The 21,167-nt window shown below is 71.3% G+C and carries 16 protein-coding genes; 4 read left to right on the top strand and 12 right to left on the bottom strand.

Features of this window, described 5'->3' with window-relative positions; all coding sequences use genetic code 11:
• Positions 1-904: 904 nt before the first annotated feature.
• The gene (locus WME96_RS45030) at positions 905-1,924 is read right to left on the bottom strand and encodes a methyltransferase (protein WP_437287703.1); all 1,020 of its coding nucleotides are present in this window, start codon (positions 1,922-1,924) and stop codon (positions 905-907) included.
• 403 nt (positions 1,925-2,327) lie between these two features.
• On the opposite strand from WME96_RS45030, the gene WME96_RS45025 reads away from it, so the two are divergent.
• Together WME96_RS45025 and WME96_RS45020 are read left to right on the top strand one after the other, a co-directional pair.
• Positions 2,328-3,029 (top strand): DJ-1/PfpI family protein, encoded by a 702-nt coding sequence (locus WME96_RS45025; RefSeq protein WP_437287702.1) that lies wholly within the window; start codon positions 2,328-2,330, stop codon positions 3,027-3,029.
• A gap of 297 nt (positions 3,030-3,326) precedes the next feature.
• Complete coding sequence (locus tag WME96_RS45020) at positions 3,327-4,859, top strand: ATP-binding cassette domain-containing protein (protein WP_437287701.1); 1,533 nt, start codon at positions 3,327-3,329, stop codon at positions 4,857-4,859.
• An 81-nt stretch (positions 4,860-4,940) separates the two neighbouring features.
• Here WME96_RS45020 and WME96_RS45015 read toward each other — a convergent pair whose 3' ends face one another.
• The 4 genes from WME96_RS45015 to WME96_RS45000 form a co-directional block, all read right to left on the bottom strand.
• On the bottom strand, positions 4,941-7,202 hold the full coding sequence (locus WME96_RS45015; RefSeq protein ID WP_437287700.1) for a S46 family peptidase: 2,262 nt from the start codon (positions 7,200-7,202) through the stop codon (positions 4,941-4,943).
• Positions 7,203-7,472: 270 nt separating this feature from the next.
• Positions 7,473-9,086, bottom strand: coding sequence for an Eco57I restriction-modification methylase domain-containing protein (locus WME96_RS45010; protein ID WP_437287699.1), 1,614 nt, complete (start codon positions 9,084-9,086; stop codon positions 7,473-7,475).
• A 54-nt stretch (positions 9,087-9,140) separates the two neighbouring features.
• A complete protein-coding gene (locus tag WME96_RS45005) occupies positions 9,141-9,401 on the bottom strand; it encodes a hypothetical protein (protein WP_433931855.1) in 261 nt (86 codons plus the stop codon).
• Between the two features lie 61 nt (positions 9,402-9,462).
• The gene (locus WME96_RS45000) at positions 9,463-11,445 is read right to left on the bottom strand and encodes an ABC-F family ATP-binding cassette domain-containing protein (protein WP_437287698.1); all 1,983 of its coding nucleotides are present in this window, start codon (positions 11,443-11,445) and stop codon (positions 9,463-9,465) included.
• A gap of 500 nt (positions 11,446-11,945) precedes the next feature.
• Here WME96_RS45000 and WME96_RS44995 point away from each other — a divergent pair, with 500 nt between their 5' ends.
• Positions 11,946-13,079, top strand: a complete 1,134-nt coding sequence (locus WME96_RS44995) for a substrate-binding domain-containing protein (RefSeq protein WP_437287697.1) — start codon at positions 11,946-11,948, stop codon at positions 13,077-13,079.
• Between the two features lie 205 nt (positions 13,080-13,284).
• A complete protein-coding gene (locus WME96_RS44990) occupies positions 13,285-14,232 on the top strand; it encodes a BON domain-containing protein (RefSeq protein WP_437287696.1) in 948 nt (315 codons plus the stop codon).
• 120 nt (positions 14,233-14,352) lie between these two features.
• Here WME96_RS44990 and WME96_RS44985 read toward each other — a convergent pair whose 3' ends face one another.
• From WME96_RS44985 to WME96_RS44955, 7 genes are all read right to left on the bottom strand, one after another.
• Entirely contained in the window at positions 14,353-15,048 is a 696-nt protein-coding gene (locus WME96_RS44985) for a hypothetical protein (protein WP_437287695.1), read from the bottom strand.
• Positions 15,049-15,365: 317 nt separating this feature from the next.
• The gene (locus tag WME96_RS44980) at positions 15,366-15,551 is read right to left on the bottom strand and encodes a hypothetical protein (protein ID WP_437287694.1); all 186 of its coding nucleotides are present in this window, start codon (positions 15,549-15,551) and stop codon (positions 15,366-15,368) included.
• Positions 15,552-15,640: 89 nt separating this feature from the next.
• Positions 15,641-16,216 carry a hypothetical protein gene (locus WME96_RS44975; protein ID WP_437287693.1) on the bottom strand — a complete coding sequence of 192 codons (576 nt, stop codon included), beginning with the start codon at positions 16,214-16,216 and terminating at the stop codon, positions 15,641-15,643.
• Positions 16,209-17,525, bottom strand: coding sequence for a DUF3696 domain-containing protein (locus WME96_RS44970; protein ID WP_437287692.1), 1,317 nt, complete (start codon positions 17,523-17,525; stop codon positions 16,209-16,211). Before WME96_RS44970 ends, WME96_RS44975 begins: the two co-directional genes overlap by 8 nt.
• 180 nt (positions 17,526-17,705) lie before the next feature.
• The gene (locus tag WME96_RS44965) at positions 17,706-18,833 is read right to left on the bottom strand and encodes a carbohydrate-binding family 9-like protein (RefSeq protein WP_437287691.1); all 1,128 of its coding nucleotides are present in this window, start codon (positions 18,831-18,833) and stop codon (positions 17,706-17,708) included.
• An 11-nt stretch (positions 18,834-18,844) separates the two neighbouring features.
• Positions 18,845-20,503 carry a signal recognition particle protein gene (gene ffh / locus WME96_RS44960; RefSeq protein ID WP_433931845.1) on the bottom strand — a complete coding sequence of 553 codons (1,659 nt, stop codon included), beginning with the start codon at positions 20,501-20,503 and terminating at the stop codon, positions 18,845-18,847.
• Between the two features lie 148 nt (positions 20,504-20,651).
• Positions 20,652-21,158, bottom strand: a complete 507-nt coding sequence (locus WME96_RS44955; RefSeq protein ID WP_437287690.1) for a hypothetical protein — start codon at positions 21,156-21,158, stop codon at positions 20,652-20,654.
• Between the last annotated feature and the right edge of the window lie 9 nt (positions 21,159-21,167).

The raw sequence follows: 21,167 nt of genomic DNA, 5'->3' as shown, positions 1-21,167 counted from the left end.
GCTCGAGGCGACGCTCGAGCGCCCGCGCGTGACGTGCTGCGTCCGTCGATCATCCCTGCGCTCGCAAGTTGCGAGCGCGTGGGACTCACGTTCGGACGGACTGCTGCGAGGACGTCGCCCGGTGCATCATGAGGCCACGAGCAAACAAGTACGCGCCTGGGCGCTCTTGCTTGCTACGGGCTTCCGATGGTTTGGTCGGTGCTCCTCCATTTGATGACACGATGGTATACCATGCGGACGAATACGCAACTGTATTCTTTGTACATGCGCCGCGCGTGACGCTCATCTCGCGCTCGAGGCTCTTTCGATACCGAATCCACGGATACGGTGGCCGGACCGAGGAACATGATGTCGCGCAAAAATCACACGAACCTGCAAAGCAGGGCGCGCGTTCAATGACCAGGCGTCAGAAGACCTGCTGTAGCGGAGCGGCGCCTCAGTGTCCGTCCGGGAGAGAAGGGTAGCGCTCCACAGGCGGTGAACCCTGGATCAGCGTGGCATTTATCGGGCGCGGCTGTGCAGCAATGAAATCTTCAAGCGTCTCGGGTTTCATCCGTGAATGCCTGACACACGAGCTCGACACGCCTTCGAGGCGCCCCGTCGGGGCGAGCCGTGGCATGAGAGAGCCCGGGCCATGCTTCCGAACGAATGCCTGCGGCCTTCCCTTCGAATGTTGGCAGCAAAGTAATTCATCAAGGATGTGACGCGCATTGCAGCATGGCAAGCGAAAGCTGGGTCCGCCTGCTGCTATGCAAGATGAACGCCTCCGCCCATCGGAGCGTTGATGACGCCGGGACACCGTCGTCGCGGCATCCAGGCCGCGGGTCGCTCGAGCTCGTGCTCGGCGCGCTCTTCCAGCGAGGAGGAGAGATCCTTCCCGGCCCTTCCCCCGCGGCGCGCCGACCTACGCCGGGACCGCCTCGATCACCGTCGTCGGGCTCGCGGTGGGGAACATCCGCGAGAGGCGGAATCCAGCGGCGGCGAGGAGCGCGCGGAACTCCGCCTCGGTGCGCTCCCGGCCGCCGCCGGCGACGAGCATCGCCAGATCGAAGACCTTGCCGAAGTCCGGCCCGTTGCCCGGCTGGATCACGGCCTCGACCACCAGGAGCCGGCCGCCGTCGGCGATCACGCGGCGGATGTTCCTGAGAAGGACGAGGGACTCCTCGTCGCTCCAGTCGTGGAGGATGGCAGAGAGGATGTAGGCGTCCGCTCCCTCGGGAACCGAGCGGAAGAAGTCGCCGCCCGCCACCTCGCAGCGCGCGGCCACCCCCGCCCGCTCCAGGCTCACCTTCGCGTCGCCGACGACGCGCGGCAGATCGAAGAGCACGCCGCGCATCTCCGGATGGCGCGAGAGGATCGAGGCGAGCAGCGCCCCGTGCCCGCCGCCCACGTCGACGAGGCGGCGCACCCCGGAGAAGTCGTACGCCGCCGCCGCCGCCCTGTGGATCTGCGTGGCGAAGGACGTCATGGCGTCGTTGAAATGGGCCGCAGCCTCCGGCGCCGTCTCGAAGTACTGGAAGAGGTTGTCGACACCGTAGAGCCGCGTCGGCGCGGGCTTGCCCGTCTCCACGCAGCGCAGCAGGTCGATCACGCTGTGCTGGCACCACGCGTCGCCCGTCATGAGCGCATAAGCGCGGAGCGAGCCCGGCGCGTCGCTCCTCAGACAGTCGGCGAGCGGCGTGAGCCCGAAGCGGCCCGGCTCCGTCTCCGCAAACACCCCGACGGCGGTGAGCGCGCGCAGGACGCGATAGAGGGAGGGCGCGTGGACGCCGGCGTCCTCCGCGAGCACCTCGACAGCCACGGGACCGTCCTTGACGCGATCGGCGATATCCAGCTTCGCGGCCGTGACGATGGCTTGCGTGATCCAGGACGCGGTGATCATCTGAAGAACACGCGCCGCCGGAGGCATCGATTGTTCATGCATGGTCAGGTTTCTCCCGAGATCGTGCTACGTGAACGACGAGACCATGGCAAGCCTCGCCCAGGGCGGCGCCCGGGCGGAGCACGGCCTCGTCCGCGAGCGTGGAGGGCGCAGGAGGCGCGAGGAGCACGCCGCCGCACATGCCTTGTTCATCCATCAGGGAGCTCTCATGATCCGGTTCGACGCGCGCGGCGCCCCCGGCGTCTGCCCGGGGCGCGCGGGCCGACATCTCGGTCGCCCGCGCGCGCACGTTCACCGCGGCCTCTGCTGCGGTTCGCGCTTGCGGCGCGCCCCATAGCGGGCTCACCTGGGTCCTCGCGTGCGACCCCGGCCGGCCCGGCTGCGCCGGAGGATCGCACCGGGCCCCTGACCTCGCCCGCGCTCGGCGCCCCACAACGGAGTTCTCATGCAACAGAGGCAGATCGCGTTCCTCATCTATCCTGACATGACGCCGCTCGACCTCATCGGGCCGCTCCAGGTGGTCAAGAACCTCGAGAGCTTCGGCGCCTTCGACGTGGTCACGGTCGGAGAGCGCCTGGAGCCCGTACCCACCGACGTGGGGATCGGCATGCAGCCGGAGCGGACCTTCGAGCAGGTGCCCGAGCCGTTCGCGCTCGTGGTCCCCGGCGGGCTCGCAGGCCCGATCAAGGCGATCGCCAACGACAGGCTGATGGCCTATGTCCGCTCCGCGGGGAAGGCCGCCGAGGTGCTCGCCTCGGTGTGCACCGGGTCGATCATCCTCGCCGCGGCGGGGCTGCTCGAGGGGCGCAGCGCGACCACGCACTGGACGTTCCTCGAGCACCTCGGCCGCCTCGGCGCGGTCCCGGTGCGCAAGCGGTGGGTCGAGGACGGCAACGTCATCACCGCCGCGGGCGTGTCGGCCGGCATCGACATGGCGATCGCCCTGGTCGCGCGGCTCGCGGGCAACGACGTGGCGCGCACGATCCAGGCGATCGTCGAGTACGACCCGGAGCCGCCGCTCGGCCCCATCGACTGGCGCTGGGTCGAGGACGCGAAGGTCGGGCCCACGCTGCTCGAGAGCGTGACCCCCGCGCTGCGGGAGATCCTGGCCGGCAAACCCGAGCTCGCGAAGAAGCTGTTCCCCTGAGGGCACGTCGGCGCCGCGCGGATGTCGGCGCCGCGCGCGCGCCGCGCGACCGCGGCGCACAGGTCCCCTCGGCTGCGCTGGTTGCGTCGGTTGCGCCGGCTGCGCGGGTTGCGCGGGCCGCGTCGCTCTGTTACACATTGCCGCTGACGCAAGAGGAGAGTGCTCCGGTGAAGATCAGCTCCTGAATCGGTCTCCGTCGCAGGTCGCGAGCGCGCCAGGTCCCTTTCGCCTGGCCGCGCAACGCAGCCTGCCCGTCCCGTGACCGGGCCGCATGGCCCTCAGGATTCAGGAGCTTGTATGTCGTCGTTGCGCGCGCATCGTCTCTCCTTTTCTTACTCCGACGCGTCCCCGATCCTCGCGGACGTCGATCTCTGCCTGACGCCCGGCTGGTACGGGATCGTCGGGCCGAACGGCGCCGGCAAGACAACGCTCCTCCGGCTCTTCGCCGGCGAGCTCGCGCCCGACGCGGGGAGCGTGCGCCTCGATCCGCGGGGCGCGTCGATCGCGGTCTGCCCGCAGGCCGTCGAGCACGCCGACGCGGCGATCCGCGCGCTCGGCGCGGCCGACGACGGCGCGGCGCGCCGGCTGCGCGGCGAGCTCCTGCTGGATCCGGCGGCGCTCGAGCGCTGGGCCACGCTGTCGCCCGGCGAGCGCAAGCGGTGGCAGATCGGCGCCGCGCTCGCCGCGGCGCCGGACCTGCTCCTGCTCGACGAGCCGACGAACCACATCGACGCGGACGCGCGGGCGCTGCTCGTCGGCGCGCTGGGCGGCTTCCAGGGGATCGGCGCGTGCGTGTCGCACGATCGCGAGCTCCTCGATTCGCTGACCGTGGGCACGATCCGGGTCGATCGCGCCGCGGCGCGGCTCTACCCGGGCGGCTACAGCGCGGCCAGGGAGCTCTGGGAGGCGGAGGCGCGCGGGCGCGAGGAGGCGCACCAGCGGCTGCGCGCCGAGGAGCGGCAGCTCCGCCGCCGGCTCGGCGAGGAGCGGCGGGAGCAGGCCGCGGCCGACGCGCAGCGGAGCATCGGGAAGCGCAGCAAGGGCCCGCGCGATCACGACGCCCGGGGCATGCTGGCCAATTTCCGCGTGTCGTCGGCCGAGGCGCGGCTGTCGCGCACCGTGGGCGTGACCCGGAGCAAGCTCGAAAAGGTGTCGGCCGAGGCGGGAGAGTTCGAGTTCGAGAAGGCGGTGGGCCGCAGCGTGTTCGTCGGCTACGAGCGATCGCCCGCGCCGTGGCTGTTCGTGCTCGACGCGCCCGAGATCCGCGCGGGCGGCGGCGACGGCCCCGCGCTCCTGCGGGACGTGCGGCTCAGCGTCGGCCGCGAGGACCGCATCCGGATCGCCGGCCCGAACGGGGGCGGCAAGACCACGCTGGTCAAGGCGCTGCTCGCGAGCGCGCGGGTGCCGGCGGACCGGGTGCTCTACGTGCCGCAGGAGCTCGGAGAGGCCGAGGAGCAGGCGCTCATCGCGGCGGCGCGACGCCTGCCCCCGGAGGAGCGCGGTCGGGTGATGTCGCTCGTCGCGGCGCTCGGCGTCGAGCCGGGGCGCCTGCTCGCGTCGGCGCGGCCTTCGCCCGGCGAGGCGCGGAAGCTGATGATCGCGCTGGGCCTCGGGCAGCACGCGTGGGCGCTCGTGCTCGACGAGCCGACCAACCACCTCGATCTGCCCTCGATCGAGCGGCTGGAGCGCGCCCTCGCCGACTACCCGGGCGCGCTCCTCCTGGTCACCCACGATCCCGCGTTCGGGCAGCGCTGCACGTCGATGCTCTGGACCGTGACCGAGGGAGACGTGCGGGTGTCATCCTACGACGCCGACGACGCGGGCGCGTGAGGCCGACGCCCTGAACCGCCGCGGTGAGGGCCGCGGCGCGGCGCCGGCGCACGACCCGCGCCGGCGCCGCCGCGGCCGCGCTCACGGCAGGGCGGGCGTGCCGCCCATCTCCTGGAGCACGGCGTCCGCGCCCGACACCGCGTCCATCACCCACTGCATGTAGCGGTGATCGACGTGGATGGTCCGCGTGATCGACGGCATGAAGAGCCAGTCGGACGCCATCGCCTCGTAGTTGCCGTCGAAGGCGAGGCCCACGAGCTCGCCGCGCGCGTTCAGCGTCGCGGAGCCGGAGTTGCCGTTCGTGATGTCGAGATCGCTCAGGAAGCAGACCGGGACCTCGCCGAGGTCGTCGTCCACGTACGGGCCGAACCGCTTCTCGCGCGCCGCCTCGAGCAGCGCCTCCGGGGCGTTGAACGGCGGCTTGCCGGTGTTCTTCTTCACGAGCTCGCTGACCACGGTGAACGGGCGATAGACAGGCTTGTCGATCTCCGGCTTGTAGCCCCGCACGGTGCCGTACGTGATGCGCAGCGTGCCGTTCGCGTCGGGCGCCAGCATCCCGCCCCGGTACGCGCGGAGCGCCTCGACGAAGCGCGGCTTCACCAGGGTCATCGCCCCGGCGTACGCCTTGTCCCGGGCCTCGATGGCCTTGTCGACGGGCGCGAGCTCCAGCGCCAGGCGGATCATCGGATCCCGGCTCTCCTTCAGCTCGTCGACGGTGGCCGTCTTGAGCAGCTTGACCCGGGCCGTCGCGTCCTCGAGCGCCGTGCCGGCGTAGATCGCGTCGATCGCCGCGCCGAGGGCGGCCTCGGTCGGCGCCTGCCCGCCCGCGAGGCTCCCGATGAGCGCGGGCCGCTCCTTCGGATCGAGCCGCAGCGCGCGCTTCACGGCGAGCTTGAAGGTGCTCTGATCGATCGTCCGGCTGTACGACTTCTGGAGCGACACCTGCGCCTGCTCGAGGCGCTCCCAGTTGCGCTTCTGGAACTCGGCGTCGCGCTCGGCGTCGGCCTTGGGCCGCTCCTCGGCCATGCGCACGATCGTGACCGCGGCGTCGAGCAGCCTCGCGGACGACAGGATCTCCGACACCGTCGCGTCGTGCTCGCGCGTCTTCTGCTGCTCGGCGTGCGCCGCGGCGATCTGCTCGATCGCGCCGCCGTACGCCGCCTTGCGCGCCGGGTCGGCGTCGATCCAGGCCTTGAGCTCCTCCTCCAGCTTGGCCTTCTCCCTGGCCAGGCCGCCCTCGACCAGCCCGTCGAGCAGGCCGCGCGTCTTGAGCAGGTAGTTGCTGTAGCCCTGGATGGTCGGCTGCGCCTTGATCCTCGCCGCCGGGTCCCTCTTGCCGAGATCCTCGAGCAGGGCGATCGACTCCTCGTAGAACGACACCCGCTTCGGGTATTGCCACGACACGGCGGACTCCACCTCCGCCGCGGTCCGGAGCCGGTTCGTCGTGCCGGGGTAGCCGGCGACCATCACCAGGTCGTCCTGGTTGAGCGGCGCGGACGCGAGCTTCAGGTGGTGCGCCGGGCGATACGGCACGTTGTCGTCGGCGTGGTTCGCCGGGCGGTTGTCCTTGCCGACATACGCCCTGAAGAAGGCGAAATCTCCGGAGTGACGTGGCCAGCGCCAGTTGTCGATATCACCGCCGAAGTTGCCGATGCCCTCGTGCGGGACATACACGATGCGGACGTCCTTGATCTCGAGCTGCTCGATCAGCGACACCTTGCCGCCCCCGAAATACTCGGCAATGGAGCAGCGGACCTCCGGGCGCCCCTCCTCGCACGCGGCCACGAGCTGCTTCTTGCGCTTCTCGATCTCCTCGTAGCGCGCGAGGTCGCTCGAGATCGACTCGATGCCGCGCCGCACCTCGCCGGTGACGTCGCGGAACGCGCGGGTCACGAACACGCGCGCGGTCGGGCCGGCCCACTTCTCCTCGGCGCGGGTCCTCGCCAGGTAGCCGTTCGTCAGGAGGTCCTGCTCCGGCGTGGAGTTGTACTGGAGCGCACGCGTGGAGCAGTGATGGTTCGTCGCGATGAGCCCGTCGGCCGACACGAACGAGGCCGAGCAGCCGCCCAGGCTCACCACCGCGCCGAGCGGGGAGGCCGTGGGATCGGTGAGCGACTCCGGGGCGATCTCGAGGCCGAGCGCCTTGAGCTGATCCTTGTGCTGCGCCATCTGCTCGGGCAGCCACATCCCGCCGGGGTTCTCGAAGGGCGTCCCCTGCCCCGGCCCCGACTCCGGCGGCCTCGTGTCGCCCGCCTGCGGCCGCTCCGACCCGCAGCCCGGCGCGAGCGCGGAGAGCGCGAAAAGCGCAAAGAGCGCATGACCACGTAGAGAGAAATGAAACATGCGGTCCTGTTACCATCGCCGGTGCATAAAGCAACCACACCGGACCTTTCCCGCAGCGCGAGACCGCTCCTGTTGCGCTTGTTGAACTTGTTGCAAGCCCTGTGCGCGCGGCGGACATGCGCATTTCGACCTCAGGGCCACTCCCTTCGTGGCGACGAACACCGGGGTTCTCCGATGTTCACGAAGGAGAGATTCACCTTCTTCAGCGCGCTTGCCGGAACTTCATGTTCTCGGCGTCCGGCGGCTGGACTGGCATGCGCGGCGATCCGGTCATGTCGCGCGCGGGCCGCCGCGCGCCGCGTCGACCCCGAGCGCCTCCTCGACGGCGCTGTCGATCTCGCGCTGTCCGAGGGCGCTGTCCCCGGCGCGGGCGCCGAGCCGCTCGATCGCCTCGAGCGGCGGATAGGTGAGGTTCCGGAGATCGGCGGCGTTCACCTGCGTGTGGCCGCTCCACTGCCGGAAATACGTGTCCACGAGCGTGGAGCTCAGGAACGCGCGCAGGCCGCGGGCGAGCAGCGGCGGCAGCCCGGCGCCGCGCCGGTGGAAGACGTTGAGGTGGTTCTCGAAGCCGACGCGCGCGCACGGCACCACCGCCGGATCGAAGACGGCCGCGGTGATGCGCCGGCGCTCCTCCTTCGAGGAGAAGCGCTTGACGACGACATACGTCCCTCGCGGCATCCAGAGGTGGGCCGTCGCGGCGCAGTCGACCAGGGCGTTCGGCTTCTTGCCGTGCTTCGGCCAGCGCACGACGCCCGCCTCGAGGTGCGCGGGGTAGATCAGCGGCGCCGTGTCCGCCCCGGGGTCCGGCCGGAGGAGCTCCCGGGCCCGGAACTCCACGACCTTGCCCGTCGAGATGGAGACGCCGAGGTCCTCGAGGCGCGCGGGGAGCCGCGCGAACGCGTCCGCCACGTCCTTCCCCGCGCGGTCCGGGACGACGTGGATGAAGCGCTCCGGGTCGTCCGGCCGCACCACCTCGGCGTACGGCACGCGTCGCGCCGCGGTGGGCCCGTCGCCCGGGCCGCGGCTCGACGAGACGAGCACGGCGCCCGGCGGCGCGCCCTTCACGCCGCAGAGGACGACGTTCTCCTGCAGCACGTCGTCGTCCGCGAACGCCGCGGAGCGCGACTCGAAGACGTGCACCCGGCGGAGCGACATCTCGCGCAGGAACAGCTCGCGAAAGGCCCTGAAATAAGGGCCGTTGCAGAAGCTCCGCGGCGTGATGGCGACGAGCTCCCCGCCGGGCGCGAGGACGCGCACGGCGAGCGCGAGGAAGGCGGCGTAGAGGTTGCTCGTCTCGACGCCGGCGCGGCGGAGCGCGCGGCGGGTCGCCGAGCGGGCGCCGAGCTTCCGGTAGGGCGGGTTCAGGATGGCGTGGGAGAAGCGCGCCCGCGGGCGCGGCAGCGAGAGCTCCTCGACGGCCGCGGCGATGAAGTCCGCGCGGACGGCGCGGCCGCGGAACGCGACGCCCGCGGCACGGCAAGCGTCCCGGCACGCGCGCAGCACTTTGGAAAATGTGTTTACCAGCGCCGGGTCGAGCTCGTAGCCGACGGCGAGGATGTCGGTCGGGGGCTCGGGCCGGCTGCACGCCTCGGCGACGAGCGCCGCGGTCAGGGTGCCGACGCCGGCGCCGGCATCCAGGACGCGCACGGAGCCGCCGAGCTCCTGGAAGAGCGAGGCCATGAACGCGGCGAGGCGCGGTGGCGTCAGGAACTGGCCGAGCTCCGACCGCCGGGCGGGGTCGATGCGCCGGGAGGCCCGCGCTTGGTGGAGGTCGACCGCCTGGAGCAGCGCCGCCAGCGCCTGGAGCAGCGCCGCCGGCGCCTCGCGCCGCGCCGCCGGCGGCGCCTCGGGCCGTGCGCGCGGGCGCTCTCGGGCTGCGCTCATCGGCGGGCCGCCATGGCTACCGAGGGGCTACGTCGAGCGGCGCGCGCTCGCCGCTCAGTCCACCTGGTGGGCCCGGAACGAGACGACCGCCCGGCTGCCCTCGAGGCAGCGGTGGATCCACGGCGCGTCGCGCGCGGCCACGGCGATGAGCCGCACGTCACCGGCGCCGTCCAGCGCCTGCAGGCCCTGGAAGCCGACCATCTCGGCTTCCTTGAGGGTCATCACCTGCGCGCCCGTCTCCTTCAGCACCTCGGCGCTGAGAAGGTCGGCGCTCCCCGTTCCCTCGGCGAGGTACACCTCGAACACGGTCATCATGGAGCCATGGTCGCCGGGCGGCGCGGCGTCCACAAGGGCCGTCGCGCGCCCGTCACGCCCGTCAACTCTTGCCCGCCGCCTCGCGCTTCGTCTCGAGCTCTTCCCACCGGCTCACCAGGCGCGCCGCCTCCTTCTTGGCGCGCTCGAGATCCGAGAGCAGCCCCGCGACCTCGGCGCCGCGGCTCGAGTAGAGCGTCGGGTCGGCGAGCTTCGCCTCGAGCTCGCGGACCTTCTGGTCGGCCTCGTCGATCTTCCCGACGATGCCGTCGAGCTCGGTCCGCTCGGCGTACGTGAGCTTCGGCGCGCCGCCTGCCCGCGCGGCCGTCTTCGCCTGTGCCTGCGCGGGCCGGGGCTCCGCGGCCTGCGCCTTCGCGGCCCGCGCCGCGGCTTCCGCCTCGACCTCGGCCGCGGCGTGGGCGCGCTGCTCGCGGTAAGCGTCGTAGTTGCCCGCGTACCGCACCACCCGGCCGCCGCCCTCGAACGCGAGGATCGAGGTCGCCACCCGGTTCAGGAACCAGCGGTCGTGGGTCACGACGAGCGCCGAGCCGTCGAGCTCGATGAGCATCTCCTCGAGCGCGGCCAGGGTCATCACGTCGAGATCGTTCGTGGGCTCGTCGAGGATGATCACGTTGACGCTCTGGGTGAGCATCTTCGCGAGCGCCACGCGCGCCCGCTCCCCGCCGGAGAGCGAGCCGACCGGCTGCCGCGCCTTGTTCGGGTCGAAGAGGAACCGCTCCAGGTAGCTGCGCACGTCCATGGATCGGCCGCCGACCTCGACGCGCGTGTGGGAGCCCGCGATGTTCTCGAAGATCGATTTCTCGAGGTCGAGCCCGCTGCGGTGCTGGTCGAAGTAGGCGACGCTCGTGTTCTTCCCGAGCACGACCTCGCCTTCCATCGTGGGCCCCTCGGCGGCCGCGCCGTCGCCCTCGGCGCCCACCTGGCCGAGGATCGCCCGCAGCATGGTGGTCTTGCCCGTCCCGTTGCGGCCGACGACGCCGACGCGCTCGCCCTTGGTGAGGGAGAAGTCGAGGCCGCGCACGAGCCACTTTCCGTCGACGGCGAGGCCGAGCTTCTTCAGCTCGAGGATGGTCTTGCCGGTGCGCACCGACTCGACCGAGAGCTGCGCGGTGCGCTCGGCCTTCGGCGGCGGGGCGGCCTTGGTCGTCTCCGCGCGCTGGATGCGCGCCTTCTGCTTGCCTGTGCGCGCCTTCGGCTGGCGCCTCAGCCACTCGAGCTCGGTGCGCAGGAAGTTCTGCCGGTTCGACTCGGTGCGCGCCTCGAGCGCGAGGCGGTCGGACTTCTGCTCGAGGTACTCCTCGTAGCCGCCGTCGTAGCTGTAGACCTTGCCCTTGTCGATCTCGAGCGTCCGCTCGACGACCCGGTCGAGGAGGTAGCGATCGTGGGTGATGAGGAGCAGCGCGCCGGGGTGCTCCTCGACGAGGTAGCGCTCGAGCCACTCGACGGTCTCGACGTCGAGGTGGTTGCTGGGCTCGTCGAGCACGGCGAGCGCCGGCCGCGACACGAGCAGGCGCGCGAGGGCGACGCGCCGGCGGTCGCCGCCGCTGAGCACGCTCATGGGCGCGTCGGGCCGGGTGACGCCGACGTGCCCGATGATGGCGTCGACCCGGTGCATCATGTCCCACCCGCCGAGCCGCTCGACGTCTGCGGCGGCCTCGGTCTGCGCGGCGAGCAGCGCCTCGGCGTCCCCGGTGCCGGCGGCGAGCGAGCGGCTCACCTCGTCGTGGCGGGCCTTGGCGGCGTGCCACGCGGAGAGCCCGGCGAGCACGACGTCGCGCGCGGTGTCGGACGGCTCGAAGACCGGGTCCTGGGAGAGCACGCCGATCTCGGCGCCGCGGCGGCGGGAGATGGTGCCGCTGTCCGGCAGCTCGACGCCGGCGAGGATGCGCGCGAGCGTGCTCTTGCCGGAGCCGTTCAGCCCGACGAGGCCGACGCGCTCGCCGGTGCGGATGCTGACGGAGACGCCGTCGAGGATGGTCTGCGGGCCGAAGGCTTTGTGGAGATCGTGAGCGGTGAGGACGGGCACAGGGCGCGGAGCTTAGCGCAGCGGATGCCACATGGGCCCGCTTTGCTGAGGAGGCGCTGTCGACGCCCCGAGCGCGGGCGGCGGCCCGGGCGGCGCACCGCTGCGCAGGCTGCTCGCCTCGATCGTCCGCGCCCCGCGCTTCCGATCATCCGGGTCGAGGAGGACGGCAGCTCCTCGGACACGGCATGTGGCGCCCACGAACGAGATCGGCACAGATCGGCATCGATGTCGCCGTGCTCACCTCCTGGCTGACGCGCCGCCAACCACGTACAAGGACGGCTATCTCCGAGGATGGCTCCTGGCCACAGCGGTTTCCATAGCAGCACCACGTGATTCCTCACTCCGGATCTGAAGCTTCTGCCCTGGGCGCCGCTTGACAGGCCGCTCCTTGCTGTGATGCCGTCTCGCGACAGGTCTGATCCGCGCGCGAGGGTACCGCGCACGACCGCACGGGCCACGCACGAACGAGCGACAACGTATCAGGAGGGGGTCTCATGACGATGACCGGGAGACATTGGGCAGCGGCCGTCGGGCTCACGCTGATGACGGCGGCATGCGGAGCGAGCGACACGGACTCGGACACGGCGCGGGAAGCCACACCCATCAAGCGAACACCGCTTCCTCAGAACGAGTTCATTCCGGTGAAGATCGAGGCGACGATCGACAAGCTCGTCGCCGAGATCAACAAGAGCTCGATCCAGCCGATGCAGATCGCGGTCTTGCTGAAGTCCCTCAGCGGCTTCTTTGCGCCGATCGCCACGGGCGCGAACCGAGCCATGGGGGAGCTCGGGGTCTCCGGGAGGGTCACAGGGAACGTGCTCGGGACCACCGATGCTTCGACAGATCAGGCGCAATTGACGGAGCTCCAGACGAAACAGATAGAACAGACGGTGGCGGAAGGCACCGAGGGGATCGCCATCACGCCCTTCGGCGAAGGCAACGGGGCCGCGCTCGACGAGGCTGTCGCGGCGGGGATCCCCGTGGTGACGCTCGACACCGACCTGGCGAAATCGACGCGCTCGATCTACGTCGGGATACTCAGCACGTCTGCCGGGGACGCGGCCGGGAAGACGCTGCTCAAGATGCTGCCCGAGGGGCCGGGCACGGTGCTCATCCACGGCTGGGCCGACCCGATCTGGGCCGACGGCGTGAATCGCACTCAGGGCGCGAAGGGCGTGTTCGAGGCAGCCGGCTACGACGTTCTGGTACATCAGTCCATCTATGATGACGAGGCCAGGGACGTCGAGGTGATGAGGGGCAAGATCGAGGACGCGGATCCGCCCGTCGTGGGCCTGATCGGGATGTTCAGCGACTCGTATCGATGCGTGCTGGCCGCGGACGCCGCGGGCGCGCCGGACCTCCCCATCGTCGCCTTCGACTTCGCGCCGCAGACCGCCGAATACATGCGCCAGCGTCGCATCGAGGCCACGCACGTCCAGCGGCAGTACTACGAGGGGTACCTCGGGCCCTACATCGTCTACGGCATCAAGAGCATCGGCGTCGACGCGACCAGGGAGATCCTCGCGCCGCAGCTCGTCGACGGCGACCAGTTCGACCTCGGCGTCGACGTGGTCCCGTGGGACAAGGTCGACGCCTACAACGACTTCCTCGACGAGATCGGCGCCGAGCAGTAGCGGCGCCGCGGCTCCAAAGCAGGCTCTTCTGTGCTGTTCCGGTGACTCGCCACGTTCGGGATCGCCCCGGCGCGAGACAAAGGATCCTCCCCGGTGGCCACAGGCCCCGACGCGACCCATCTTCGTGCTCCAAGTCACGTAGCGCTATCGCGTGCCAGCGACGTCTTCGAGGCACGTGGCTGGCAAGGAGGAAAGGAGGCACAGGATGCGAGATCGATTCGAAAGGGACGCGGGTTACGGACGAGCTGAGCGCGGTTGGGACGAGCGCTACCGGCACGACCGGAGCCATTTCACCGAGCACGGCTGGCGTCGCGACGAGCGCCGCAGCGCCGGCGAGCTCTACGATCGCGGCGTCGTCGCGCGCGACCACCGTGGCTGGGGCGGCGAGCACGCCCGCGGTCACGCACCCAGGACGCAGCGCGAAGACACCGGGAGATGGTTCGACGACGGCCGCTTCGCCAGCAGCGACAGTCGTCCTGGTGACCAGGAGCGCGGCTGGCCTCACGACGACCGTGGCGGCGACTACGTCGGCGGCCGCGATCACAGCCGCAGCTTCGGCGGCAACCCCCTTCCCGCCGTGGGCAGCGCATACAGCTTCAATCTCGGCGGCGCCTATCACCTCGGCGTGACCCGCGCCGTGAGCCCCGACTACCCCGACGAGGCCTGGCGCGGCGGCCCGTACCTCGACGAGGGCCACCTCGCGCACGCCGACCGCGAATCCGGCCGCTCGCCGATGCAGGGCGTCCGCCACGCGCTGGGCGAGATCGGCGAGCGCGTGCGCAGCGCGTTCGGCCGCGGGCCGAAGGGCTACAAGCGCTCGGACGCGCGCATCCAGGAGGACATCTGCGAGATGCTCTCGTACCGCAATGACATCGACGTGAGCGACGTCACGGTCGAGGTGCAGAACAACGAGGTCACGCTCGAGGGCACGGTGCCCCAGCGCAACCACAAGCGCATCATCGAGCAGGTCGCCGAGAGCGTGCGGGGCGTCGAGGACGTGCACAACCGGATCCGGGTCCAGCGGGCCATCGAGCCGACGACTGAGCCGACGACCCGCTCGACCGCCACGGCGGGCACGATGGGCGACGCCGCCCTGGCGGCCACGCCGCAGGGCGCGTCGCGCCCCACGGCGAGCCAGGCGGCCCGGATCTGAGCCTGGAGCTGCGCGGCGACCCCCGGACCATGCTGGGCGCGCCGGAGCACTGCACCAGGCCGCTCACGCACCTCGCGCGGGCGTCCGAGGAGCTCCGCCCGGCGGGCGTCAGCGCGAGCGTCAAGGCGCGACGATCCGCCCGGGCGCCCCCTCGGCGCCGTCCTGGGAGTGGCAGCTGTTGCAATCGCCGCTCATCTGCGGGGCGAGCATCTTGCGCTCCTTGTCGCCCTTCACCACCCGTGCGGTGATCGGGAACGTGATGGGCGTGCGATCTCGGAAGGTGTCGAAGAGGAAGTTGCCCGACGCGTTGACCGGCAGCTGGATCACCCGAGCGTCGGCGGTCGTGATCTCGACGACCACGTCCTCGGCCTCCCCATCGACGCCGAGGCAGTCGTCGGGCTCATGCCCGGTCGGGTACACGGTGCCGACGATCGGCAGGCGCGTCGCGATCCGCGGCTCCTTCATCGAGTGACAGGTCCGGCACGCCATACCTGGGTGCATGAGCGGCGATTCGTGATCGCCCATCGTCCAGTGCTCGTCGCTGCTGCACACCGGAGCGAGCGCGAACGGATCATCGCCGCCCGCGCCGCCCGCGCCGCCCGCGCCGCCGGAGCCGCCCGCGTCGCCCGAGCCGCCCGAGCCGGTCGCGTCGCCTGAGCCGCCCGTGCTGCCCGAGCCGCTCGTCGGGTCATCGACCCCCGTGCCCGTCGTGTTCGTCGTGGTGGCCGACGTGGTCGGCCCCTCGCCGCTCGAGCTCGCCTCGCCTCCGCTCGCCGAGCCCGCGCCGGTGCCCTCTCCCGCATCGCCGCAGGCCACCAGAAGGATCGCTCCAACAAGAGTAAATAACCGTGTCATCGCATGAACCTCCATCCAGCCTGCCCACGGACGAGCCATCCCCGGCATGTCGGGGTGGGGCACGATCCGAGGCATGCAATTGCATCTCACGACACTCGATGATCTTTCGCGGCGACGCAATAGATCGATCGCGCTCTCGAATGGAGGCTGCCGCCAGCGGGCGTCGTGCCATTACACGGCGACGCCACACCGCCGCGCGAAATGTGCAGCATCACCCGCGAACAAGCAGCGTTCTTCGTTGAGGAGGAGCGCCCCGCAGCGGTGGAGCAGGCGGCCCTTCAATGCGCGGACACGTTGTCGATGTAGCGCTTCGTTTTCAGGAAGCCGCGGGCCTCATCAACGCTGTTGATGTAGCGTTTCGTTTTCAGGAAGCCGCGGGCCTCATCAACGCTGTTGATGTAGCGTTTCGTTTTCAGGAAGCCGCGGGCCTCATCAATGCTGTTGATGTAGCATTTCGCTTTCATGAGCCACGCCGGGCGCGATGAGCGACGCCGCCCTGGCGGGCACGCAGCAGGGCGCTCCTCGCCCGACGACGCGCCACAGGGCGCGCAGCTCAGCGCGTGGCGCCGTGGTCGGGGGGGTCGGCTCGGTCCTGTTCTCGATCGCCCGCCCGGGGCGGCATCTTCTCGGGGTTCTTGCGCCAGAACTCTCTCTGGCACCACGCCGGGAGGAGCTGCTCCACGACGACCCCTTCTGCGGAGAGCGCCTCTTCGTGCTCGTGCCAGTCGGTATCGCACGCGTTGACGATGGTGCTCTGGCCGCCGTCCGCTCGGTGCGCGAGGTGCGCCGCCACGAGCTTCTTGTCGGAGTTGTCGAAGCGAGCGAGCCCCTCGGGCACGACGGCGTACTCACCGTCGTACTTCACGGAGACGAACGCCGTCGTCCGGAGCTTCTCCATGGCCACGACGATGCCGTAGTCCTGGGCCGTCAGCTTCTTCCTGTACTCACGCAGGATGCCGCGGGCCCTGTCCATGATCAGACGGCGCCCGTCATCGACGCGAAACTCTTTGAGCCATGCGAAGACGATCCTGCGCTCACTCGTGGGGACATGAGTGTCCTTGAACGGCGACGCAGGATCGGCGGCGCTCGCGACGATGAGCACATTGGTGTCGACGACATGATCAGCCACGTTGCTCGTCCTTCTCCATGCGGTCGAGCATCCGCTCCATCTGCCGCTCGACCTCGCCCACCGTGTCACCGAAGAACCTGTCGGGCCAGTTCGCGACCCGCCCGTACCCGTTCACCTCGAGCGGCTCCAGCACCGACTCCCCGTCATTGCATCGGGCAAAGTACATGGCGCACTCGTCCGGCGTGATGCGCTCCTCGGCCATCAGGGTCTGGATCCGCCGGAAGAGGTGCTCCGAGTGCGTCTCGACGAGGAGCTGCACCCTGCGCTCTCGAACGGCCTCGACGAGCAGATCGCCGAGCGCCGATTGCGCCAGCGGGTGCAGGTGGAGCTCGGGCTCGGACATGATCACCGTCGAGCCCTCGGGCGCGAAGTACGCCGCGGTGACCACGGGCAGCACCTGGGAGACCCCGAAGCCGACGTCGAGCAGGTTCGTCCGGTGGCCCTGGAACGTGATCATGACCTGGAAGAACGTCGTCGCCTGGCGCTCGATCTCCATCCTGTCCGCCACCCCGAGCCGCGCGAGACCCGCGGAGACCTGCTCGACGAGGCGGCCCCGCTCGGACCCGTCGGCGTGGCGGCCGACGAGGCTCGCGATCAGCGCCGGGATCGCGTGCTCACCGCTCGAGCCGAGCTGTCCGATCGAGCGCCCCGTCCAGGCGTAGTGGCGCGTGGGCACGCTCCGGTGGGGCCCGAGGTAGGCGAGCCGCTGGAGCTCCCGCGTCAGCGCGAGCGCGAGATCCTGCGCGTCCGCCCCCGCGGCGCCGAGGGCGGCGACCGCGTCGGCCGAGAAGCCGACGGAGCGCTCGGGCTCGTAGGTCCGCCGGGCTCGCCGGTCGTCGGGCAAGGGGCCGCCCGGCGCGGAGAGCGCGTAGGCGCCGTCTCGCTGGCGTGCGACGGCGTAGGCGCCCTCGCCGGTGGCGTACGAGAGCCGCTCCACGTAGGGATTCTCGTCCTCGGCGGCGCCATACTCCACCTCGTAGTCCACGGAATCGAGCGTCCGCGGCGCGGCCCCCTTTCCGATGCTCACGGGGCCGAACGTCAGGCGGAAGCCGAGCCCGGCGCGAACATCGCCCCCGGAGACGACATCGGAGAGCCTGCCGAGGTCCAGCATCTCACCGGGCTGTCCGCCCAGGTTGAGCGCCAGGAGCCGGTCGGGCGACTCGATGGTTTGCTTCAGGAGCAAGAGCGGCTGAAGCAGGCTCGTCTTGCCGGCCGAGTTGACGCCGAGGACCAGCGTGAGCGGCTTGAGATCGAACGCATGTGCGCCGCGCCAGGACTTGAAACCCCGGAGCCCGAGCTTCGTGAACATCCTCTGTTTCCCTTTCCACGGAGGTCTCGCGCCGGGGGCGATGGCGCTCCTGCTCGCTCGTGGCCGTGAGCACGACCCCACCGTCGCTCGATGCGTACGGGCTCCAGGCGTCGGATCACCACGGCGTTCCCTCTCGTCGTCTGTTGCTCGAATGTTGCTCGATACGCGCCGATGGGCAGCTCAGCGGTCCGGCGGATCGGCCCGGTAGACCGGCTTCGGACCGGACGACGCGGAGGGCACCGCGGCGCCAGGCCTTTCGCCCGCAGCGCTCGTCGCGCCGGGCGGCGCCGCCGAGGGCGCATTCGCGGGCGCCGCGCCGGCGTCGCGCGCGGGCGCCGCGCCCGCGTCGCTCGCGGACGCCCCCGCCCCGCCCGTCTCGCCGCCCGGCCCGACGAACCGGACTCGCCCGAAGCGCCGCGCCCGGTGGAAGTTCCCCTCCCCCAGGATGGGCGACCACGCCGCGCCGCCGTTGTTCTGCATGGCGTAGAAGTTCATCCGCCACACGTCCCCCGGCGACGGCGGCGCCGCCTTCGCCTTCGCGAACGAGCTCCACGGGATCTTCGCCTCGACCACGTACCCTCGGTCCTCGTCCGAGTCGTCGTCGATCGTCCCTCTCAGCTCCACCGCGCTCACGAGCCCCGCGCTCCACGCCTGGTGACCGAAAGGCCCGTTCGGGCCGCCCCTCGGAGCGTTGTAGTCGTCGAACTGCGAGTCGAAGACGAGGTTCTGGGGGCCTATCTGGATCTCGTAATAGTCCTTGTTGTCCCCGTCGCCGTCCGGGTCGATCATCACCTCGACGGTATCTCGCTCCCAGAGGTGCGGATCGCTCGCGCCCTGCGGGAACCCGCCGGTGATCGTCCCGTCGATGACGTCGAACCCGACGTAGAGGAACGCGTCGTCCCAGAGCAGCCGCGCCTCGCCCTGCGTCGGCAGCGACCGGTCCTCGCGGCCGGTGCCCACGTTGACGAACGGGCCAGTCCTCGCGGCCGCCTGCCACGCCGGCTCGTCGAGCCGGCCGTCGACGATGACCGCGGCGCCGGGCGCGAGCTTGCGCACCGACAGCTCCTTCACGGCGGCCGGCCGCCCCCGCGGATCGGCGTCCGCGCTTCGACGCGCACCCGCACCCGCGCTCGCCGAGGCCGACGACGCCCGCCCGGCCGATCCGGCGGGCGCGGCCCCCTGCTCGCCCCCGCCGCCCCTGGAGCACGACGCGGCGAGGGCCGCGCCGAGCATCGCCAGGGCCAGCGCGCGCGGGCGCGCGCCGTGCGCGCTGTCGAACGAGCGCCGCTGGCGGAAGGGCCGGCGCACCGCGGCCGCCGCTACTTCCGGCCCTTCTTGCGGGCGTCGCGCTCGCGCTTGCGCTGCGCCTTCTTGGCGTTGCGCTCGCTGGCGCTGAGCGTCTTCATCTTCGTCATGTTCGGCCCCCCCGCGCCGGCGCCCGGGAAGCCGCCCATGCCCGGCATCCCCATGCCCGGCATCCCCATCCCGGGGAAACCCATGCCCGGGAAGCCCATGCCCGGCATGCCCATCCCGGGCATCCCCGGCATCCCCGGCATCCCGCCGCCGGCCATCATCTGCTTCTGCATCTCCCGCATGTTCTTGGCCATGGCCATCTGCTTCATGCCGGGGAGCTTGCCCATCAGGCCCATGTTCTGGCCGAGGCCGCTCATCATCTGGCGCATGAAGAGGAACTTCTGCACGAGCTCGGTGACGGCCTCGGGCTTGGTGCCCGAGCCCTTCGCGATGCGCTCCACCCGCTTCGGCTCGCGGACCAGCGCGTAGGGGTCGCTCTTCTCCACGCGGGTCATCGACTGGATGATCGCCTGGATGCGGACGAGCTCCCGGTCGTCGAGGTTGACGTCCTGCGGCAGCCCGCCGGGGAACATGCCGCCGAGCGGCAGCTTGTCGACGAGGTCCTTCAGCGACCCCATCTTCTGGATCATCCGCACCTGATCGAGGAAGTCCTCGAGGGTGAAGTCGCCCTGGAGCATCCGGGCGGCGTCCTTCTCGGCCTTCTTCTGGTCGACGACCTCCTCGAAGTCCTGCATGAGGCCGACGACGTCGCCCATGCCCAGGATGCGGCTCGCCATGCCGTCCGCGCGGAACGGCTCGAACTTGTCCGTCGTCTCGCCGACGCCGCTGAAGAGGACCGGCGCGCCCGTGACCTCCTTGATGCTGAGCGCCGCGCCGCCGCGGGCGTCGCCGTCGAGCTTCGTCAGGACGACGCCGCTGATCGACAGCCGCTCGTTGAAGCCGCGCGCCGTCTTCACGGCGTCCTGGCCGATCATCGCGTCGACGACGAGGAAGACGTTGTCCGGCGACGTCGCGTCCTTGATCTGCGCGAGCTCCTGCATGAGCGGCTCGTCGATCGCGAGGCGGCCGGCGGTGTCGTAGATGATGACGTCGCGGCCGAGCCGCTTCGCCTCGCCGCGCGCCGCGGCGCAGATGGCCACCGGCGACTCGCCGGGGATGTTGAACACGGGGACCTTGAGCTGCTCGCCGAGCACCTTGAGCTGCTCGACGGCCGCGGGGCGCTGCATGTCGGCCGCGACGAGCAGCGGCTTGCGCCCCTGCTTCTCGAGGTAGCGCGAGAGCTTCGCGCAGCTCGTCGTCTTTCCGGAGCCCTGGAGGCCGACCATCATGATGCCCGTGGGGCCGCTGTCGGCCCAGGCGATCTCGTCGCCCTCGTGGGTCATCATCGCCTCGAGCTCGTCGTGGCAGATCTTGATGAAGTGATCGCTCGCCGAGACCTGGTGGACCTCGCCGGCGTGCTTCACCCGCGTCTCGAGGGTGCGGCCGACCGCGGCCTGCTTGACCCGCGCGAGGAACGCCTTGACCACCCCGATCTCGACGTCTGCCTCGAGCAGGCTCAGCCTCACCTCGCGGAGCGCGGCGTCGATGTTGCTCTCGGTGAGCTCCGTGAGCCCGGCGAGGCGGTTTCTGGCCTGACGAAAGCCCCGTGTCAGCGTGTCGAACATGGCAGGGCGGTCTTAGCACAGGGGACCGCGAGCGCGGATCCCTTGCCTCCCTGAAGCGCACGTCCCGCGGGCCGGCGCGGCCCCCCGGCGCGCGGGGGACGGCGCCGCCGGCGTGGCGCCGGCCGTCACGCCGGCGCGGCGCCGGCCGTCACATCCCGCGCCGGGCGGCGCGGCGGAGCTCCGAGAGCGCCTCGGCGCACCTCGGCATGGTCTCGGCGCTCTCCTTGATCTTGGCGTCCGCCGCGGCGAGGTCGGTGAGATCGGCCAGGGCCCCGGGGCCGGCCGACCCCGCGGGCGCCGCGAGCAGGGCGCGGACGCGCGCCTCGGCGGCGGTCGCGTCGAGCAGCAGGCGGTAGGCCCGGGCGCAGGTGTCCCTGGCGCTCACGGCGGGAGGGGTCGACGCGGGCTGCCGCTCGAGCTCGGCGAGCAGCGCCTCGCGCGCGGCGCGCGGCTCGCTCGGGGCGTCTCGGAGGACATCGATCGCGCGCAGGAGCGCGTCCGCCTCGTGCTGCTCGGCCGACCGGCCGCACCCGGAGGCGCCGTGGAGCGCGGCGAGGGCGGCGAGCGCCGCGGCGATCCGCCGGGCTGCCGTCCCCGCTGCCCCCGCGCTCCCCATCGCGCCGGGCGGCGTCGTCGCGCCGGGCGGCGTCGTCACGCCGGGCGC

The sequence above is a fragment of the Sorangium sp. So ce406 genome, assembly GCF_051474675.1.
Lineage (GTDB): Bacteria > Myxococcota_A > Polyangia > Polyangiales > Polyangiaceae > Sorangium > Sorangium cellulosum_G.
The sequence above is the reverse complement of the archived record's forward strand: the minus strand, read 5'-3'. Positions and strand labels throughout refer to the sequence as shown.

Bases quoted from the DNA above. Each gene is read 5' to 3' on its own strand.
- WME96_RS44995 (WP_437287697.1), top strand. From the start codon at position 11,946: ATGACCGGGAGACATTGGGCAGCGGCCGTCGGGCTCACGCTGATGACG.
- WME96_RS45005 (WP_433931855.1), bottom strand. From the start codon at position 9,401: ATGATGACCGTGTTCGAGGTGTACCTCGCCGAGGGAACGGGGAGCGCC.
- WME96_RS44970 (WP_437287692.1), bottom strand. From the start codon at position 17,525: ATGTTCACGAAGCTCGGGCTCCGGGGTTTCAAGTCCTGGCGCGGCGCA.
- WME96_RS45030 (WP_437287703.1), bottom strand. From the start codon at position 1,924: ATGCATGAACAATCGATGCCTCCGGCGGCGCGTGTTCTTCAGATGATC.
- WME96_RS44990 (WP_437287696.1), top strand. From the start codon at position 13,285: ATGCGAGATCGATTCGAAAGGGACGCGGGTTACGGACGAGCTGAGCGC.
- WME96_RS44980 (WP_437287694.1), bottom strand. From the start codon at position 15,551: ATGAAAGCGAAATGCTACATCAACAGCATTGATGAGGCCCGCGGCTTC.
- ffh (WP_433931845.1), bottom strand. From the start codon at position 20,503: ATGTTCGACACGCTGACACGGGGCTTTCGTCAGGCCAGAAACCGCCTC.
- WME96_RS45020 (WP_437287701.1), top strand. From the start codon at position 3,327: ATGTCGTCGTTGCGCGCGCATCGTCTCTCCTTTTCTTACTCCGACGCG.
- WME96_RS45010 (WP_437287699.1), bottom strand. From the start codon at position 9,086: ATGAGCGCAGCCCGAGAGCGCCCGCGCGCACGGCCCGAGGCGCCGCCG.
- WME96_RS45015 (WP_437287700.1), bottom strand. From the start codon at position 7,202: ATGTTTCATTTCTCTCTACGTGGTCATGCGCTCTTTGCGCTTTTCGCG.
- WME96_RS45025 (WP_437287702.1), top strand. From the start codon at position 2,328: ATGCAACAGAGGCAGATCGCGTTCCTCATCTATCCTGACATGACGCCG.